Source organism: Pontiella desulfatans, from assembly GCF_900890425.1.
GTDB lineage: Bacteria > Verrucomicrobiota > Kiritimatiellia > Kiritimatiellales > Pontiellaceae > Pontiella > Pontiella desulfatans.
Map to the genome: position 1 here is coordinate 1,247,836 of NZ_CAAHFG010000002.1, position 18,139 is coordinate 1,265,974.

Sequence of the window (18,139 nt, forward strand, 5' to 3'; positions counted from 1 at the left end):
TGGTGGGCGTGGTGGGGTCAGCCCTCGAATTAATACTTTACTTGATTGGGCGGCTGTTTGAACTTCTCAGTTCTTCCAGGCTTTTTTCGATGTTCCCGCACGCCTTCCTAAGTTGGGCATTGGCGGCCAGCCAAACGGGAAGCTTGCGAAGCTGGGCACTCACCGCTCCGCCCGTTCCCATACCCAGAAACACTGCTGCTCCGCGCTGGGAAATTCCTGCAAAGCGAATGAGCATGGAGGCTGCTATTGCCCGCAAGGGGCTGTTCCGGCGGCGTACCATGAATGACGTCGTTTCGACGCCCAATGCATTGGCTACGGTTTCCAGAACCGTATTGGATGGCAATGGTTCGGTGATGTGGCGGAAGGAAACGTCTTCCCGATTGCAGTCCTTGGAACGCTTGCCATGCAGGTGATCAATCCAAGTGCGAAAGGATTCTCCCCCGATGCTGCGAGGAGAGAGCTTTAGTAGTTCCTGAAATTCAATGTCGTCGTTTGCCAGGCCGGATTCCACGAAGGACCGATAGCGTTTAGGCTGTTCGTCAGCACTCCCCCCGGCCATTGCGAGGATGGGGCAGTAGTCCACGAATTCGTGCGCTCTCCGTTTGCCGATATAGCTTGGGAAACTGCTCCATCGGTAGGCGCGCAGTGTAGAGATCCGCTCCCGGTTCGGCTTGGCTCTTTCGCTTTGGGTTTGAACTGGATTCAGGTGGACATAACGTGACAACGCGAGAAGATACCGGTCTCCCTCGACAAGCTTTGCCTTGTAGCGACCATCGAGCAGGTGGCCATGTCGGTGATGCCGGCGATTGTAGTAGACGGTGTAGGCTGTGGATAATGCCTGCATGAACGTTGAGCAGTTTCCGGCAGGAGTCTCGAACACGAGATGGAAGTGGTTGGTCATCAGCACATACAGGTAAAGGCGTATCTGGTGGCGACCAACCCGTTCGCTAAGTTGATCAATAAACCGTGCGCGGTCTTTGTCGTCAGCAAACAGAGGGCTCTGGTCAAACCTATGGTCGCCAATCATTCTGCATGAGACATGATAGATTGCTCCATGGAACTCAACTCTCAATGACCTTGCCATGAAGGGTTTGTGTCATGATATTGCTTGATAGTAAAGTATTAATTCGAGGGCTGACCCCGATTGGGGCTACCCAAACGGGTGGCAGGGAAAACGCGAATCCCTCCGCGAACAGGACGTTCGGGAGGGGGTCTCCAGTCCCGTCTATGGCATCCGTACGGTCGAAATTGGAATTGCAACCCACGGCAGTGCGTTAAAGCTTCACTTCAAAGGCATAGCTTCCGGATCCGAGCTGCAGTTTCAATCCTTGGTCGAGCGGTCGTCCGCCTTCGGTGACGGACGAAGCGGTGGGAAGCGTCAGCACGGCCGTGGCGCCGACCGGGACGCGCAGCTCCAGTTCAACGGTGTTGCCGGTGCGTTTCCAGTTGCAGACGACCGGGCCGTGGATGGTGCGGTGCGAGCATTCGACCCAGTCGAGCCCTTCGACAAAGCGGGGTTGCAGGTTGATGCGGTCGAAGCCGATCGCGTCCTTGGCGGGTTCAATGCCGCCGAGCCAGTTGTAGAACCATTGGCTGACGGAGCCGAACATGGGATGGTTATGGCTGAAGGTGTTGTCGCTGAACGACCAATGCTCCCACAATGTGGTCGCTCCGTTTTCGAGCATGTGCCCCCAGCCGGGATACGCCTTCTTGTTGACCATGGCGTTGACCGTTTCCTCTTCGCCGTCGCGGCTCAGCGCATCGAGCATATAGAAGGTGCCGAAGATACCGGTCGTCAGGTGACCATCATGATTTTCGATATCCTTGAGCAGATGCGCCAGCGCCTTGGGGCGCACGGATTCCGGCAACATGTCGAGATAGAGCGCGAACGACTGTGAGTTCTGGAATCCCGAGCCGGCCACGCCCGTTTGCTGGTCGACGAAGTTTTCGATGTAGGCCGCTTTAATGGTTTCGGCGAGCTCGGCGTATTCCCTGGCCTCGTCCTCTCTGCCGAGGATGCTTGCGAGGCGCGCAAGTATGCGGGCGGATTCGCAATAGAGCGGGGTGACCATCTGCGGCGTTTTATCCTTTTTGATCGCCTCGTGGTCGTGCAGGCCGTTTCGTACGATATGATCTTTGTTTTTGGAGCGGACGAGTTCGAACCAGCGTCTGCTGACGGCATACTGCTCCTCGATAATCCGGCGGTCGCCGTAGTAGCGGTGGAGCTGCGCCTGAAGATGCGGATGCGCCATGGCCCAGCCCACGCCGCAATACTGGATCCCAACGGAAGGCGCGGTATCGGTCAGCATGCCGTTCGGCAGGGCGCTGTCGGCCCAGTCGCGGGTGGCCTTGGGATAGAAGGCCGACAAGTCGAAGTTCATCATGAAGGCGTCCGACGAGGTGACCAGGTCGCCGCCGTAGCCGAAGCGCTCGCGGTGCGGGCAGTCGGACTGCACACCAAAGAGGTTGCTGAGGAACGTCCACTGAACCATCTTCTGGATGCGGTTGAACAGGTCGTTGGAACAGTTGAACGAGCCGATGGGTTCGACGGCCGAATTCATGCGCTGGCCTTCGATGTCGTCCAGCGCCGGCTTGGAGGGCAGCCCGGTCAGCTCGATATAGCGGAAGGCGTGGAAGGTAAACTGCGGCGTGTAGGTTTCGCCTCCGCCGCGGGCAACATAGGTGTCCTCCTGCCAGGCGATGGGCGGAGCGCCGGGAACCTGCGGCTTGCCGGATTTGTTTTTGATCTGCCCGCAGACGCTGGTCATCGGGTTGAGCGAGCCGTCTTCATGGACCAGCTCGCCGTAGCGCATCTTGATCTGCGTGCCGGCGGGTACGTTGAACTTAAAGCTCGCCCATCCGCCAAAGTTCTGGCCCATGTCGACGATATAAACGCCCTTGGCCGGCTCCATGATTCCCACGGGTTTGAACGTGGAGGTCACCTTAATCGCCGCGTTCGGCTGAACCATCAGTTGGCCTTCGGGGGCGGGCGCGGTTTTGGCGGTCGCCCAGCTGCCGTCGTCCAGTCCGGGCGCGTCCCAGCCGGGGATGGCCTTGCGGGCATCGACCTTTTCGCCGAGATAAATGTTGTTGCGCAGGATCGGGCCTTCCGCAACCTTCCACGAAGCGTCGCTGACGATCGACTCGTTCGATCCGTCGGCATAGTTGATCTGCAGGCGGGCGATGAACTGCGGCCGCCCAACGGGCAGGTTTTCGCGCAGGTTTCGGCGGCCCCACAGGCGCAGGGGCAGGGGATTGTACCAGCCGTTGCCCAGCGAGACCCCCAGGCAGTTTTCTCCGGATGAAAGTTGCTTCGTCACATCGAAGGTGGAATAAAAGACGCGTTTATCCGGGCGCGTCCAAAGCGGATCCAGCTGTTGGTCGCCAACCTTTTCGCCGTTCAGCGACGCGCGGTAGTAGCCCAGCGCGGTGATATAGAGCCGCGCGGATTCAACCTTGCCCGAGAGCTTGAAGGGTTTGCGGAAGAGCGGCGCCGGATCGTCCTTGAAAAAGTCCTCGTCCTGCGTCGGGTTGGCCTTGCCGTCGTTGATCCACTCGGCCTGCCAGTCCGAAGCCTTCATCAGGCCCATTTCCCACGAGGAGGGGGCCGACCAGTCCGACGGCGTTCCTTCGGAGTCCCAAACCTGCACCATCCAGTAGCCGCGCTGGCCGGATGCCAAGGGTTTCCCTTCATACACGACACCCGCACTTTGGGCGGATTCAATCTTTCCGCTGTCCCACAGATCGCCATCGATCTTGCCGAGCCCTTCGGCCGTTGAGGAGACCACGACACGGTAGGCGGTCTGTTGGTCGCCGCGCGTTCCCGATTGCAGCACCCAGCCGAGGCGCGGCTGCGGGTGGTCGATGCCCATCGGTTGGTCGCGATATTCGCAGTGCAGGCGCGAAACCTTCATGGTGGAAAAGGGTTTCACCGTGCTTCCTGGAAAAGCGGCCACGGGAAATAGCAATACGGCGCACAGGCCGATATTTGATTTAAAGCTCATCGATTAACTCCATGGATCTAATTTAACCCCAGAGGGCTCTGAGGTGCAGGGGTTGGATTTTATTTCTGATCCTCTGTGTCTCCGTGTCCTCAGTGGTGGAATAACAAATCGTTACGGGCGCCAGGGTTGCTTGCCGTTCTTTTCCCGGAGGAACTTGGCATCGACCGTCTTATACCAGGCATGCAGCTTGGCCCGCATCTGCTTAACCTTTTCCGGGTGTTGCGCGGCGATGTCGTTCTGTTCGCCGATATCGTCCTTGAGGTTGTGGAGGGTGACGCGCCCATCTTCGTAGTTCTCGAACAGCTTGTAGTCGCCAACGCGGATGGCACCGCCGGGAATGCCTCCCTGGTTGCTGTAGTGCGGGTAGTGCCAATACAGCGGACGCTTTTCAAGCAACTCGCCTTTCAGCGCGGGCAGCAGATCGACGCCGTCGATCTCGTGTTGCACTTCAGCACCCGCCGCCGAGGCGAGGGTGGGGAAGAGGTCGATCGAACAAATCAACTCGTCGCTGACGGCGCCGGGTTGGGTGATGCCGGGATAGCGGATGATCCACGGTTCGCGGATGCCGCCCTCATAGACCCAGCCCTTGCCACCACGCAGCGGCAGGTTGCTGGTCGGTGAGCCTTCGGAGGTGGACAGGCCGCCATTGTCGGACGTGAAGACCACGATGGTGTTGCCGGCCAGCCCGGATTCTTCGAGCTGCTTGAGCACGACGCCGACCGCTTCGTCCATGGCTTCGACCATGGCGGCATAGACGGCATGCTTTTGCAGGAGGCGCACCTCGCGCTTTTTCTCCACCGGCCAGACCTGTTCTTCCGCGCCAAATTCATTGCCCGGAACCTGCCCGGCTTTCTTTTCATATTTTTCCACCAGGTCGGGGCGGCCCATCAGCGGGGTGTGGACGGAGTAGAACGCCAGGTAGGCCAGGAAGGGGCCTTCCTTGTTTGCCTGGATGAACTTGGCCGTTTCGCGCGCCAGACGGGCCGGGAGATGTTCGCCCTCCGGGCTCTCCTCCTTGATCTGCGGATTTTCGAAGGGCGCGAAATAGCCTTTTCCGGAATAGGGACCGCCCGCTTTGTGCCCGCCGATGTTGATATCGAAACCGCGGTTTTGGGGCCAATATTCCTCGGTGGGGCCCAGATGCCATTTGCCGGCGAAAAAGGTGGCATAGCCTTTGGCCTTCAGCGCTTGTGCGAGCGTGATCTCTTCCAGCGGCATCAGGTGCTGCATTTCCGCGCCTTTATACGTCGCGGGGCGGTTGCCCCCGAAAAAGTTCGTCGCCTCCGCGCGGGTGGGATATTTGCCGGTCATCAGGCTGTAGCGCGTCGGCGAGCAGACCGGGTTGGCGGCATAGCCGTCGGTGAAGCGCATGCCCGACTTTGCCAGCCTGTCGATGTTCGGCGTATCGTAGAAACAGTCGGGGTTGTTTGCGCCGATATCCATGTAGCCGAGGTCATCAACCAGAAAGACCACCACATTCGGCGGAGTCTGCTCTTCCACCTGCGCCATGCTGGAGGCCAATAGGGGAAGCGCCGCAACCAAGCCCATCGCACCGCGTTGGCACTGTTTCAATCCGTTCATCCTGTTTCCTTCCCCGATATGTTCTGTATCAATTCCCTGATGTTCTAGCTTCAAGGGCGGTGCGGATCGAGTCCGCCACCTGTTTGCCGAGCGTTGCATATCCGGTCTTCTTGAAATGGACATTGCCCGGGGCCGTAAGTTGATCCTTGATCGTGTTGGAGAGGGCGTGGAGATCGTTGATCGCGATGCCGTGCTGTTTCATGATCGTTTCGGCGATCGCGTTGTATTTCACCTCGTCGCCCACAAAGCGCCCGGCTTCTTCTTCCGGCACGACGGTTGTGGAAGCCCAGATCAGGACGGCGCCCGTTTTTTCCAGTCGCTGCACCAGTGCCTCCAGGTTCTTTTCATACTGCTTCGGCGGCACAGCCTGGGTGCCGTTTTTCTTATCGCGGTTGCCCTGCGTCTTGGACTCGGGGTGGCGGTAGCACAGATCCCACAGGCCCCAGTTGAAATGGATCACGTCCCATTCCGTATTGCCCAGCCACGGGTCGATCTTCTGCAACCCCCGGGGGGTGTCGCCGCAGTTTTCCTTGACCCGCCTTACGTTGGCCACGCCCTGGAGCTCCTCAATGACGGGCTTGGTGTAGCCGATCGAAATCGAATCGCCAATGATCAGCACGTTGGGCAGGCCCTTCTGCATCTTCGACGCTGCCGTGATTCCGCCCTGGTCCGCCTTGGGGGTGTGGAAGTCCGAATTCGCCAATGCGGAGCCCATGCAGCATGCGAAGGTTAATAGGGCGGCGTGTTTGATTTGGTTCATGTTCATCGTTGCTTTCCGGGTTCAAATGGTTGCCTTGCATTGTAGCGGCGCTTCCCGGAAGCGCAAGCGGCTCTTGGAGCCGGTACACTGTGTTTTTCCCGATGCACCGTCCTCGGTGCCATGGACAATAAAAAACCCCGGATGCAACCGGGGTTTTCGTTTCGCAGGTGGACGTTCCTAGATGCTGAAGCGGCGGCGAATGAACATGACCGCTCCGCCGAACAGGGCGAACAGCCCCAGCGTCGCCGGTTCCGGAATGACGGTGCCTTGAACATAGTAATGGATGTTTCGAGTGGAGGGGGTTGTATGCGCGGTGGACGTGATTGCAACACGTCCGCCTGCAGAGCCTTCGTAGTGCTGGAATCGATCAGGATTCGATGTTGAGGATCGGTCATAGGTCATCAAGAATCCAAAATCGCTGTCCTCGCTGACTTCAAGTGCAGTGGCTAGCTGGAAGGTCACATAGTTGTTGTCGGCAAACGTTCCATTCAAAGTGAACGCCTCGGTATAAAGGGGGCTCACGGTCGTATCCACAAAATAATTGCTTCCATCGATGCTGGTGGAGTGGCCTGTTCCTGTCCCCCATTGTGCTGCCGTTCCTTCGAAGATACGCAATGTGAGTATGTCGTTGGCATACGTCTGATTAACATCTTTCCGGATCGTGATCGCCGTAATCTTATATCCCGTGCCGGTGCCGTCGGCCAAGGAAAACAACTGCCCGCGTGCGTGGTTGTCGTTGGCATCTTCGTCGAAGAGCGAAGTGTTGATGCCCCCGCCGGCCGAAGACAAAATATCGCTCGTGGGGGCGCTGGTGGAAAGGGTCACGTCCGCATAGGACGCACTCAGGGCGACCAGGGCCGTTGCAACCGCAATCCCTGTAATTTTCATTGTTTTCATGGTTTCTCCTTATTTTCTTCCTGCTTGCGTGGCGTTCGGCAGATCCAGCAGGAACCTACCAATTGCCTAGGATCAAGCTAGCAGGGGCGGCGTACAGCGTATTGCACGATCAGGGCGTCACTGTGTACAATATCACGCAAGGGGCCGGGTGGCGGTGTTCAACGAAACCATTAGCCCATACCCGGGAAATAGAGGTCGATGATGTCCTGCAACGCGGCTTGTGCCGCCTTGCCATGCTCTTCGTTATATTTCGGCAACTGAACCTCATACCAACCCGGGCCAAACAACGGGTTGTTGTTCCGTCTGTTCAATCCCTTTGGATAGACGAGATGGGTGTGTTGCCGGAACGCATCGTTGTCCATCGGGATGGCCGTTTTGTAGTGTTGGAGTCGCTCGAGGATTTTTCTAGAAGGCTTGAGCCCCTCCTTTTTCATGGCTGCGGCCAAGGCGGTCGGGTGTTCCGGTTGGATGCCCCAGAAATGAATCAACGGCGTCAGGTCGGCCCCGGCCGCTTTCGACAGGCGCAGGATGCGGTCGTCGGTTGGGTCGGCATTGTTCGGAACCTTGTCGCCTTCCTTCCAGTTTGCGTTGTCCGTGTGCCAGAATCGGCTGAGCGCCTCCCAGCCAAACAGGTTGGCGATCTCGATATATTTGCCGAAGCCGCGATGCTGGTATTTCATTTCGTCGCCGGGTTTGTTGGAATGGTCCATCTCCTTGCCTTGGCGGAAGTTCTCGGTGACCATCCACATGGCGGCGATGTCCTCCATGGTGAGCTGGTCCATGTCCATGACCGCGTGGCCGTAGGCCTTGTCGAGGCTCCAGCCGAACTTCATGTTCAGGATCGCGGCAGTCGGCAGGTTGACGAGTGCTTCGACCTCGCCACGGAACTTCGAGCAAAACTGGGAATGGCCCACTTCGTGGAACACCGTCCAGTCGGCGTGCTGCGGCCCCTTCACCATCCACGTGTGCCGGCACTCCCCGGGCTTGTTGGCGTTGTAGGGATAGTTCGACTGCGGATAGCCGGGAAAGTTGGCGCCGCCGCGCATGTTCACATCCGGCTGGGTGTAGAGGACGGTTTTCGAGCGTACGAGCGGGTGCCCGAATAGTTCCGACACGGCGTCCATTGCCTGGTCAAAGTCGGCCATTAGCGCGACGGGGTCTTCAACCTGGTCGAGCCAGGCCGTTGGAATCTGCATCATGAATTTGTCGGTCTCGAAATCGGCCCACGGCGCCGGATGGGTTCTCTCGGTCTTGTTCCACGCATCGAGCGTTGTCAGGTCGAAGCTGCGCGCCGAGAAAAACGGTGCGCGGACCACGTTCTTCATCGCAAGGGTAACCACGCCCGCGTCCGCTTCGTAGGGCACTTCGAGATAGATCCCTCCACCCAGCGGATTGGCGATCAGCGTGTCCCGTTTCTTGATCGGGTAAACGATGGAAACCCGGTCGAGCCGCTTGATGGACGGTTTTTTCGACAAATCCCAGGAATGCGCGCCAACGCGAATGGAATAGCCCGTGTCCACCAGGGCCGAAGGGACCCGCACCACCGCGATGTCGCCGGGGGCGAGATAGCAACCGGTCGGGCGGCGGGCGGGGCTGTCCTGCCCGCTGACGGGTTGGCCCCACGCGGTCGTTTGCGAGGCGTTGACCTTCGCGGTTTCGACCGCGCTCGGGTTTGCCGGCGACTTGACGGCTCCGGGGAAGTAGGCCGAGGTTTCGAATGCTGCGCCATCGAGCAGGCTCTTGTGTTTTTCCAGATTTTCGGAGGTGTAGGTTTTATCGATCAAGCCCTGCTGGATGGCGATCAGGGCATAGTGGAGCTCCATTCCGTCCTTGGGGCTGCGTGGCATTCCGTTGCGGGTGGCGCCGTTGATGAAGAGCGGTCCGACTTCGGTGTCGTATTGCCCGATCAGCTTGAACGCCGCAGTGATGGCGGGCCCATTGTTCTCCAGGCGGTCGAGGTTTGCCGCGATCGCTTCCGCTTTTTCCAGCAGCTGGTCGGTTTTGCCGGCCAAGGCTCCGGTTGCCAATGCGAGGCCGATTCCCAGCAGAAGGGATGTCCCGTGAAGTGGTTTCATTATGTGCTCCTTAAGATTTGCTGCGTTTAATGATGGCGGCATAGCCGCCGCCGGGCGCGAGTTTTAGCGTTAGCGTCGATGATGCATCGACGGTCGATTCGCCGATGGTGGTGTCGGTGGCTTCGGTGGCGGCGTTGGGGCCGTCCTTCCAGGAGTTCAATTGAAAGTCGCCGTTGCCGAGAAAACCGAGTTTGCACTCCAGCTCGCGCGGCGTCCAGTCGGTCATGGCGCCGATGTACCAGGTGTCGCCCTTGCGGCGGGCGACGGCCACAGCCTTGCCGACCTCCGCATGCAGCACCACTGTTTCGTCCCAGGTGGTCGGCACCGCCGACAGGAACGGCATGCACCCGGGATTCCGCCGGTATTTGGTCGGGGTGTCGGCCAGCATTTGCAGCGGGCTGAGATAGACCACATACATGGCGAGCTGATGGCAGCGGGTGCCCTGGCTGCCGGGGTTCCGGCCGACCGCGCGGAAGGTTGCTTCCGTATAGTTGTCCATGGCGCCGGGGGTATAGTCCATCGGACCGGCCACCATTCGGGTGAAGGGCAGCAGCACCGCCATGCCGGGCGTCGCGTTCTTGCTCCACTTGTTTTGTTCGAGCCCCAGCACCGACTCGTGCGTCAGCACGTTGGGATAGGTGCGCTGGAGTCCGGTCGGCTTCGAGCCACCGTGGAAATCCACCAGCAGTTGGTGGTTCGCGGCCACGATGGCGATCCGCTCGCAAAAGTCCATCATCACCTGGTCGTCGCGTTGCATGAAATCGACCTTGATTCCTTTGATGCCCCATGTTGAAAACTGTTCGAACGCCGCATCGAAATTTTGTTCGAGCGCGGCGGAGGTCATCCAGAGAATGACACCGACGTTTTTGGATTCGCCATGTTCAACCAGCTCCGCGATGTTCAGCGCGGGAACGACGTGCAGCAGGTTGTCCGGCCCTTTCTCGCTCCATCCTTCGTCGAGGATGATGTATTGCAGGTCGTTGGCGGCGGCAAAGTCGATGAAGTGCTTGTAGGTTTCCTGGTTGATTCCTGCCTTGAAGGGCATGTCGGTAATGTTTCTATAGTTCCACCAGTCCCACGCCACCTTGCCCGGCTTGATCCACGCCGTGTCGTCCAGCCGGCAGGGGTCGGCCAGGGTGTGGAGCATGGTCGAGGTCAGCAGTCCGGCATCGTCGGCAACCACGAAAGCGCGCCATGGAAAGCTGCGGGTGCCGGGGCATTTCGCCAGGAAATCGCTCCGTTCCGCCACCGTCAGGTCGCGGTCGCCCTTTAGTTCGGTCTTGGCCGGATAGGGCGGGAAGCTGGCTTTGAGGGCGGTGCCTTCCGCCCCTTCGATCCATAGCCCCGGATAGTGTTGCACATTGACGTCGGTCAGCAGGAGCTTCCGACCACCGTCCAGCTCGAGCAGAACGGGCGGGCTCGTGGGCTGGCCTATCGGGGCCGCGGAGATGGGAAGGCGACCTAAGCGCCGTTCCTGGTGGGAAAAGTAGCCCTTCTTTTCGGGCGTCGGGTAGTAGGCGGGGTAGTCATCCGCAAATTCGAAGGCCAATTCTTCGCCGTTAACGGTCACCTCGCCCCGGTCGATCCGGCTTTCCCAGCGGAACGCCGCGCCGTCGTTATGGACGCGCACCCGCAAGTTCACCGGGCCATCGAACCGGATCACGGTTTCGTTGCACTGCTCCCGGAACCGGCTGCTTATGCCGGGGATCACCGGAACGGTTTCCCGGTCGATGGTGCGCGTCTCCGTTTTGTTCAAGCCGCCGCTGCCGGGGTATTCAACACCGTCGATGGTGATCGACATCGGGATGCGATCGATCACGCTTTTACCGTCCACGGCCAGTTTCCCGCAGATGTTTGCACCCTCCGCCAAAATGCTGAAGACGATCGTTTCATCCGGCGAGACCGTCCGCACTTCCTGCGCCTGAACCAACGTGGCGGCGAAAACGGTAGTTGCCGTTATGGCCCAAATGCCCTGTATCATTCCCATAAGCCTTTCTCGCTTCGATTTAACCCATGAATCTACAGAAACAACGTTCGGCGGGTCTTGTAGGATTTTGGCATGCATGTGTAGATAAGCCTGGCAGGTTTTCACCACCCGCTGCGGTAGAGGACACTGGCACAGAGGATTAGAATGCTCTGTGTCTCTGGGTTCTCTGTGGTAATTCCATGCCCGGATCTAGGTTTGTTTGCCCGTGTTTCGGATGCCCCTTTGGCCCCGGTTCGTTGTTCGGGGAACCGCGCCAAATCGTTCTGCGCGGGATTTCCGGCCTGTCGGGCTTGCCTTGCCAAGGCGGCCTTAGTATCTTCCCGTTTCTTCCCTTGAACCGGGAGGACAACGAGACGGTTCCCGGCAAGCGTGTTGAACGTTGGCATCCGGATGACGAGATCGGGCGAACCCCGTCAGGGTCGGAAGGCAGCAGCGGTAAACCATGTTTTTCGGGTGTCTGGAAGCGCCGGCGGGAGCGCTGGCCGGGAGCCCTTTCGTTGGCCTGCCGCAGGAAGTGGACTTTTATTTATGGCTTATGAAGTACTAGCACGAAAATGGCGGCCGCAGCAGTTTGCTGATGTGGTCGGGCAGGGGCACGTCACCAAGACGCTCACGAATGCGATCGAAACCGAACGCGTGGCCCATGCCTATATGTTCGTCGGCTCGCGCGGTACCGGCAAGACCACCTCCGCCCGCATCCTGGCCAAGGCGCTCAATTGCCAAAAAGGGCCAACCCCGAACCCCTGCGATGTCTGCGACTCCTGCAAGGAGGTCATGGCCGGCAACAGCCTCGACGTCATTGAGATCGACGGGGCTTCCAACAACGGTGTCGACCAGGTGCGCGACCTGCGCGACAACGCCCGCTATTCACCGGCCCGCGGCCCGTACAAGATCTATATTATCGACGAAGTGCACATGCTCTCGACCGCCGCGTTCAACGCGCTGCTTAAGACACTCGAAGAGCCGCCATCGCACGTGAAGTTTATTTTTGCCACCACCGACGTGCACAAGGTGCTGCCCACCATCCTCTCCCGTTGCCAGCGGTTCGACCTCCGCCGGATCTCCGTTCAGGATATTGTGGACCGCCTCCGCAAGGGGTGTGATGAGGAGGGGATCTCCATTACCGAAGACGCCCTGCTGGCCATCGCCCGCGGGGCGGAAGGCGGACTGCGCGATGCCGAGTCCGCCCTCGACCAAATCATTTCCTTCCGGGGCAAGGAAATCGATGAAGACGATGTGTTGGCCGTGTTCGGGCTGGTTTCGCGCCATGTGCTCGAAAACCTGACCGTGGCCATCCTGAAGTCGGACGTGCCGACCATCATCAACATTATCTCGGAGATGGACCGGGCGGGCAAAGATCTGCAGCGCGTGGTGATGGAGCTGCTCGAAAACTTCCGGAACCTGCTGGTGGTGCTCTATGCCGGGCAGGGCGCTTCCGCGCTGGAGCTTCCCGAGACGCAGCTGGCGTTCTACCAGGAGCAGGCTCCCGCAACCGAAGCCGGCCGTGTGCTGCGCATCATCGATGCCCTGGTCGAAACGGATGGCCGCATGCGCTATGCGCTTTCCAAGAAAACCCTGCTCGAAACCGGCTTGATTCGCTGTTCCCGTGCGGCCGAAACAGCCACCATCAACGAGCTGCTCAAACAGGTGGCCGACCTAAAAAAAAACTTTAAATCCGGCCCGGTAGCCTCCGCCAGGGTTGCGGAAACCGCCCCCGCCTATGGCGGCGGGGATCAAAAAAAAAAGATAGCCTCCGATAGCGAGGTCGAACTCCTGCTCGAAAAGTGGCACGACATCATCGACCACGTCGGCAAGGCCGATGCGCTCGCCAAGGGCAGCCTGCTCAACACCGCTCCGCTCCGCACCGACGAAACGCACCTGGTGGTGGGCTACGATCCGGAGTTTTCCAATGATCTCAAGCGGCTGGAGGACGACCGAGCCAAGCTCGCGCTCGCCCGTGCCGTGGATCGGCATCTCAATCGGCTGCTTGCCGTTTCCTACGAGGCGCTCAAGCCCGACGACCCACGCCCGTTGCCGGCCGATAGCCCCGTGAACGATCTCGGCCCCGACAACACGCAAACGCTCACCAAAGAGCAGAAATGGTATGCGAATCCCGTTGTTAAAACCGTGGTGGATGCTTTTAATGGCGAAATAACCGATATTAGGGAGTGACGAGTGATGACTGATGCGTGAATTTCGGCTCACGGCTCACGGCTCACGGCTCACGGCTCTCTTAATAGTGTATTTGTAGAAGATGATGTAATTTAATGAACCAACAGAAGGACGCGACGATATGAACATGATGAAAATGATGAAGCAGGCCCAGGATCTTCAGAAAAACATGAAGAAAAAACAGGCCGAACTCGCCAAGACCGAAGTGCAGTTCACGGCCGGCGGCGGTATGGTGACGGTTACGGCCACCTGCGATATGAAGGTGACGAGCATCAAGATCAACCCCGATGCGGTCGATCCCGAAGACGTGGAAATGCTCGAAGATCTCGTGCTGGCCGCCGTCGATGGTGCGCTCAACACCGCCCAGGAAACCATGTCCAAGGAAATGGGCAAGCTCACCCAGGGCATGGGCCTCCCCGCCGGTATGGATTTGCCATTTTAAATTAAGAACATTGATTTAAGAATGTAGAATGGTAGATCTGCGGTTGCCTTCCTTTGAAAAGGCCAACGCCGTTTGAGTTCCTCCATTCTTCATTCTGAATTCTTAAATCTTCATTAAATGAACCACCTCATCCCCCTCGATAATCTTGTTGCGGCACTGAGCCGGTTGCCGGGCATCGGGCGCCGCACGGCCGAACGCATGGCCATGGCGCTGGTGCAAGACGACAAGGGGCTGATGCGCATCCTGGCCAATGCGTTGCTGGAAGCCGACGACGGAATCGCAAACTGCGAACGTTGTGGCAATGTAACGCTGTCGGCCATCAACCCGTGCGAGCTGTGCACCCGCCACCGCAAGGATGCGCAGATCCTCTGCGTGGTCGAGTCCCCCGCCGATATCATGAAAATCGAGGAATCCGGCGGATTCCAGGGGCGCTACCATGCCTTGATGGGGCGCCTCTCCCCGATGCATGGAACCGGTGCCGCCGACCTGCGGGTCGATCGGCTCCTCGGCCGCATTGCCGATGAGGGCATCGCGGAGGTGCTGATTGCATTGGGCACCGATGTGGAAAGCGACGCCACGGCCAGCTATCTCAAGGAAGTTCTCTCGAACCGCGAGGTGAAGGTGTCGCGCATCGCATTCGGTCTCCCGGCAGGCAGTGCCATCGAATATTCCGATGCCACGACCCTTGCCCGCGCCATCCAGGGGCGGCAGGCCATTTAGGGCCATTCTGGTTCTATCGGGTCAGCCGTTGCTCAATGTGGGAAGGCTCGAACGACTCCATTGTGTTCTCGTCGATGAAGCGATATTGAATCGGATCGTAGTCAATGGAGCTGCTCAATCGCGTGAGGGTCAGGATCCCGGTCCCCGGATCATAGGAACCCGTAAGATCCCAATCAAGGTTAGGCATTCCGTAGAGGCTGGAGGCCTTTTCTTCGTAACCGGAAACGCTGTTTCCGTTTTGGTCAAGATCCATGGTCAGTTCAAGGTTTTTGTCGTAATGGTATTCCCATCCGCTCCATGAACCGCTGACATCCGCAGGTTTGGTGTAGTTCATCTGCGGTTCGCCGCCGTCGTCGTTGCAACCGGCAAGTAGAAGTGTCAATCCCGATAGAATCACAATCGCTGTTTTTCTGTTCATTTTTGTCTCCCTGAGATGCGGTTACATGATGCGACGACTCCACGAGCCGTAAATTCATCGAATAGTTTATATAGACTTGGCGAATGGACTCAAGTGTAAATATGTAAAACATACCCTTGGATTACGCCATTGCAGGCCGGTGGCGAAATCAGGGGTTGCTTTTCCTGTTTGGGGGCGTTTTTCAGCGGGTATCCGAACGCTCCATTGAATTCCATGGATTCATTGCTGCTCAGAACCCGCTTGACTCGAAGCGGCTGGGTCTATACAACCGCGCCTTATTCATGGACGGCCAGTTCGGCCAAAGTCCTCTTTTTCTTCACTCCACCGGCGGCGAGCAGAAAAATATTTATTCGCCGGATAGGAAAAACAAATGAAGAAAGCAAACGACCTCAACGGGGTCTTTGGATCGCTATTGCCCGAAATCGGCAGTGCCGTGTCCGAAGCAGGCTACCACACACCATCCCCCATCCAGGAGCAGGCCATCCCGCCGCTGCTGGAAGGACGCGACATGATTGGTTGTGCCCAGACGGGCACCGGAAAAACCGCGGCGTTCACGCTGCCGATCCTCCAATACCTGGTCAAAAAAAATAAGCGGCCGGTTCCGAAAAGGCCCGAAGTGCTGGTGCTTGCGCCAACCCGCGAGCTGGCGGCACAGATCGGCGAAAGCGTCGAAAAATATGGGCGAAACACCAAAATCTCGCACACCGTCATTTTTGGCGGGGTGGGCCAAAACCCGCAGGTGAAGGCCATCCGCCGCGGCGTGAACATCCTCGTTGCCACGCCCGGGCGCTTGATCGACCTGGTGAACCAGAACTGCATCGATCTCGGCGGGGTGGAAATCTTCGTGCTCGACGAAGCCGACCGCATGCTCGATATGGGCTTCATCCACGACATCAAAAAGGTGATCGCCAAGCTGCCGAAGAAGCGCCAGTCGCTCTTTTTCTCCGCCACGATGGAGCCGACGGTCAAACAGCTGGCGGAGTCGCTGGTGGCTAATCCGGTTCAGGTTGCCATCGAGCCGGAAAAGCCGGCCGTGGACCGCATCATACAGAAGGTCATGTTCGTCGGGAAAAAGAACAAGGACGAGCTGATCATGCAGCTGATGGCGAGCAAGAAGCTCGACCGCGTCATTGTCTTTGTCCAGATGAAGCACGTGGCCAACAAGGTGGCGCGTAAGCTCGAGGGCGTTGGGATTGCCGCCGCGGCAATCCATGGCAACAAGAGCCAGGGCGCCCGTACGCAGGCGCTGGCCGATTTCAAGGCCGGCAAGGTGCGCGCGTTGGTGGCCACCGACATCGCCGCGCGCGGGATCGACGTGAAGGAAATCTCGCACGTCATCAACTACGATATGCCGGTGGAACCCGAAACCTATGTGCACCGGATTGGCCGTACCGCCCGTGCCGGCGCCGAAGGCGATGCCATTTCGTTCTGCTGCGCGGAGGAGCGCGACTATCTCCGGGCCATTGAAAAACTGATCCGTATCGAGATCCCGGTCGATCTCAAGCATTCGCTCCATTCGGAATCGGCGATGAACGCCACCGGCGCCGATGCCAAGCCTGGCCCCAAGGTGCGCCAGCAACGCGGCAAGGTGACGGTGGGGAACGACGGTCGCCCGAAAAATACGAAGAAGGGGCAGCGCCCATCCCGGATCAAGAGCCGCCGTCCGAACCCGAGGAGACGCAGCCATGGTTGAAGTCGGGAAAATGAATAAGCTGGCCGTTTCGCGCGATTCCGATTTCGGACTGCTCTTCGACGGCCTGGAGCTCGGCGAAATCCTAATGCCGAAACGCTTTGTTTCCAACGGCTGGAAAGAGGGCGACAAGGTGGACGTGTTTGTCTACCTCGACTCCGAAGACCGCCTGACGGCCACAACCCTGCGCCCCAAGGCGCAAGTGGGCGAGTTCGTGCTGCTCCGTTGCAAGGACAATACCCCCATCGGCGCATTCATGGATTGGGGACTGCCGAAGGATCTGTTTGTCCCGTTCCGTGAACAGCGCGTCAAGATGCGCCAGGGCGAGTCGTATTTGGTTCATGTCTACTTCGACCAGGCCAGCGGGCGCATCGTCGGGTCCTCCAAGCTCGATAAATATCTCAAGGGAACGAAGCGCTTCTACAAGCAGGGCGAAGAGGTGGATCTGATGGCCTGGCAGCAGAGCGACCTGGGCTTCAAGTTCATCATCAACAACGAGCGTTGGGGGATGGTGTTCCATAACGAGGTCTTCCAGGCCTTGTCGCGCGGCCAGAAGCTGAAGGGATTCATCAAGAACGTGCGGCCCGATGGACGCATCGACCTGACGCTCCAGAAACCGGGCTACGAAAAAGTGACCGAGCTGACCGACGTCATCCTGAACGTTCTCAAAGAGCACGACGGTTTTATTCCAATCACGTTCAAAACGCCGCCCGAGCAGATTAATGGATTGTTTGGGGTCAGCAAGAAAACCTACAAGAACGCCATCGGCGCGCTCTACAAAAAGCGGCTCATCACCATCGAGGAAGACGGGGTGCGGCTCGTCTCGGGGAGTAGCGAGTAATACGTAATTCGTAATTGACTCGGCAGGCGGGGAGTTGTTCCCACTTTACGCATTACGCATTACGCATTACGCATTACGCATTACGCATTACGCATTACGCATTACGCATTACGCATGGGGACAAAAACATGAATTCATTCGACGATCTCGATATTGTTTTTTCAACCGACCAAGGGCGAATCAAGCCCGAGAAGAAAAAGCCGGATGCGCCCAAAGGCGACGGCATTGTCCGCGTTGGGCGCGAAACCAAGGGGCGGAAAGGCAAGGGGATGACCGTCATCACCGGCGTCCCGATCCATCCCGAGGGCCTTAAGGACTTGGCCAAGAAGCTGAAGCAGAAATGCGGAACCGGGGGAACGGTCAAAGGCCAGGTAATCGAGATCCAGGGCGACCACCGCGACCTGCTGGTGAACGAGCTGACGCAGCTCGGCTACACCGTCAAAAAAGCAGGGGGATAGGCGGGATCCTTCGGCATTGAGTTCAACCGCAATTATCATACTTGCATAAGTGTGATAATTGGTTTTATTCCGCTATTATTGGCCAATATGAAAC

General features: G+C 58.4%; 15 protein-coding genes and 1 other RNA gene. 8 read left to right on the plus strand and 8 right to left on the minus strand.

Translation table 11 applies throughout. The annotated features are described in order from the left end of the window. Positions 1-37: 37 nt before the first annotated feature. From E9954_RS20665 to E9954_RS20695, 7 genes are all read right to left on the minus strand, one after another. Positions 38-1,027, minus strand: a complete 990-nt coding sequence (locus E9954_RS20665) for a transposase (RefSeq protein WP_168442459.1) — start codon at positions 1,025-1,027, stop codon at positions 38-40. A gap of 247 nt (positions 1,028-1,274) precedes the next feature. Next, a complete protein-coding gene (locus E9954_RS20670) occupies positions 1,275-4,004 on the minus strand; it encodes a family 78 glycoside hydrolase catalytic domain (RefSeq protein WP_136081167.1) in 2,730 nt (909 codons plus the stop codon). Positions 4,005-4,115: 111 nt separating this feature from the next. Next, positions 4,116-5,585 (minus strand): sulfatase, encoded by a 1,470-nt coding sequence (locus E9954_RS20675; protein ID WP_222847259.1) that lies wholly within the window; start codon positions 5,583-5,585, stop codon positions 4,116-4,118. A 28-nt stretch (positions 5,586-5,613) separates the two neighbouring features. Further along, positions 5,614-6,351, minus strand: a complete 738-nt coding sequence (locus E9954_RS33110; protein WP_222847260.1) for an SGNH/GDSL hydrolase family protein — start codon at positions 6,349-6,351, stop codon at positions 5,614-5,616. Between the two features lie 171 nt (positions 6,352-6,522). Next, positions 6,523-7,242 carry a PEP-CTERM sorting domain-containing protein gene (locus tag E9954_RS20685; protein WP_136081168.1) on the minus strand — a complete coding sequence of 240 codons (720 nt, stop codon included), beginning with the start codon at positions 7,240-7,242 and terminating at the stop codon, positions 6,523-6,525. Positions 7,243-7,412: 170 nt separating this feature from the next. Beyond that, a complete protein-coding gene (locus tag E9954_RS20690; protein ID WP_222847261.1) occupies positions 7,413-9,317 on the minus strand; it encodes a M60 family metallopeptidase in 1,905 nt (634 codons plus the stop codon). A gap of 10 nt (positions 9,318-9,327) precedes the next feature. After that, positions 9,328-11,304: a glycoside hydrolase family 97 protein gene (locus E9954_RS20695; protein WP_168442460.1), complete on the minus strand. Its 1,977-nt coding sequence runs from the start codon at positions 11,302-11,304 to the stop codon at positions 9,328-9,330. 377 nt (positions 11,305-11,681) lie between these two features. On the opposite strand from E9954_RS20695, the gene ffs reads away from it, so the two are divergent. From ffs to recR, 4 genes are all read left to right on the plus strand, one after another. Continuing rightward, positions 11,682-11,779: signal recognition particle sRNA small type (gene ffs, locus E9954_RS20700), an RNA gene on the plus strand. Positions 11,780-11,832: 53 nt separating this feature from the next. After that, a complete protein-coding gene (dnaX, locus tag E9954_RS20705) occupies positions 11,833-13,476 on the plus strand; it encodes a DNA polymerase III subunit gamma/tau (RefSeq protein WP_136081171.1) in 1,644 nt (547 codons plus the stop codon). A 121-nt stretch (positions 13,477-13,597) separates the two neighbouring features. Then, positions 13,598-13,918: a YbaB/EbfC family nucleoid-associated protein gene (locus E9954_RS20710; RefSeq protein ID WP_136081172.1), complete on the plus strand. Its 321-nt coding sequence runs from the start codon at positions 13,598-13,600 to the stop codon at positions 13,916-13,918. Between the two features lie 117 nt (positions 13,919-14,035). Next, entirely contained in the window at positions 14,036-14,638 is a 603-nt protein-coding gene (recR, locus tag E9954_RS20715; protein ID WP_136081173.1) for a recombination mediator RecR, read from the plus strand. A 13-nt stretch (positions 14,639-14,651) separates the two neighbouring features. Here the strand turns inward: recR and E9954_RS20720 are convergent, their stop codons facing one another. Continuing rightward, positions 14,652-15,056 (minus strand): hypothetical protein, encoded by a 405-nt coding sequence (locus tag E9954_RS20720; RefSeq protein ID WP_136081174.1) that lies wholly within the window; start codon positions 15,054-15,056, stop codon positions 14,652-14,654. Positions 15,057-15,172: 116 nt separating this feature from the next. On the opposite strand from E9954_RS20720, the gene E9954_RS20725 reads away from it, so the two are divergent. The 4 genes from E9954_RS20725 to yciH all read left to right on the plus strand — a co-directional run bounded on the left by E9954_RS20725 (position 15,173) and on the right by yciH (position 18,045). Continuing rightward, positions 15,173-15,430, plus strand: a complete 258-nt coding sequence (locus E9954_RS20725) for a hypothetical protein (protein WP_136081175.1) — start codon at positions 15,173-15,175, stop codon at positions 15,428-15,430. Continuing rightward, entirely contained in the window at positions 15,427-16,749 is a 1,323-nt protein-coding gene (locus E9954_RS20730) for a DEAD/DEAH box helicase (RefSeq protein ID WP_136081176.1), read from the plus strand. The genes E9954_RS20725 and E9954_RS20730 overlap by 4 nt, the downstream gene beginning before the upstream one ends. After that, positions 16,742-17,587, plus strand: a complete 846-nt coding sequence (locus tag E9954_RS20735) for a CvfB family protein (protein ID WP_136081177.1) — start codon at positions 16,742-16,744, stop codon at positions 17,585-17,587. Before E9954_RS20730 ends, E9954_RS20735 begins: the two co-directional genes overlap by 8 nt. A 128-nt stretch (positions 17,588-17,715) precedes the next feature. Continuing rightward, on the plus strand, positions 17,716-18,045 hold the full coding sequence (gene yciH / locus E9954_RS20740; RefSeq protein ID WP_136081178.1) for a stress response translation initiation inhibitor YciH: 330 nt from the start codon (positions 17,716-17,718) through the stop codon (positions 18,043-18,045). The last annotated feature ends 94 nt before the right edge of the window (positions 18,046-18,139 follow it).

Excerpts from the sequence above, each read along its gene's own strand:
- E9954_RS20720 (WP_136081174.1), bottom strand. The coding sequence starts at position 15,056 with ATGAACAGAAAAACAGCGATTGTGATTCTATCGGGATTGACACTTCTA.
- E9954_RS20735 (WP_136081177.1), top strand. The coding sequence starts at position 16,742 with ATGGTTGAAGTCGGGAAAATGAATAAGCTGGCCGTTTCGCGCGATTCC.
- E9954_RS20685 (WP_136081168.1), bottom strand. The coding sequence starts at position 7,242 with ATGAAAACAATGAAAATTACAGGGATTGCGGTTGCAACGGCCCTGGTC.
- dnaX (WP_136081171.1), top strand. The coding sequence starts at position 11,833 with ATGGCTTATGAAGTACTAGCACGAAAATGGCGGCCGCAGCAGTTTGCT.
- E9954_RS20710 (WP_136081172.1), top strand. The coding sequence starts at position 13,598 with ATGAACATGATGAAAATGATGAAGCAGGCCCAGGATCTTCAGAAAAAC.
- E9954_RS20690 (WP_222847261.1), bottom strand. The coding sequence starts at position 9,317 with ATGAAACCACTTCACGGGACATCCCTTCTGCTGGGAATCGGCCTCGCA.
- yciH (WP_136081178.1), top strand. The coding sequence starts at position 17,716 with ATGAATTCATTCGACGATCTCGATATTGTTTTTTCAACCGACCAAGGG.
- E9954_RS20695 (WP_168442460.1), bottom strand. The coding sequence starts at position 11,304 with ATGGGAATGATACAGGGCATTTGGGCCATAACGGCAACTACCGTTTTC.
- E9954_RS20730 (WP_136081176.1), top strand. The coding sequence starts at position 15,427 with ATGAAGAAAGCAAACGACCTCAACGGGGTCTTTGGATCGCTATTGCCC.
- E9954_RS20665 (WP_168442459.1), bottom strand. The coding sequence starts at position 1,027 with ATGATTGGCGACCATAGGTTTGACCAGAGCCCTCTGTTTGCTGACGAC.
- E9954_RS33110 (WP_222847260.1), bottom strand. The coding sequence starts at position 6,351 with ATGAACATGAACCAAATCAAACACGCCGCCCTATTAACCTTCGCATGC.
- recR (WP_136081173.1), top strand. The coding sequence starts at position 14,036 with ATGAACCACCTCATCCCCCTCGATAATCTTGTTGCGGCACTGAGCCGG.
- E9954_RS20670 (WP_136081167.1), bottom strand. The coding sequence starts at position 4,004 with ATGAGCTTTAAATCAAATATCGGCCTGTGCGCCGTATTGCTATTTCCC.
- E9954_RS20675 (WP_222847259.1), bottom strand. The coding sequence starts at position 5,585 with ATGAACGGATTGAAACAGTGCCAACGCGGTGCGATGGGCTTGGTTGCG.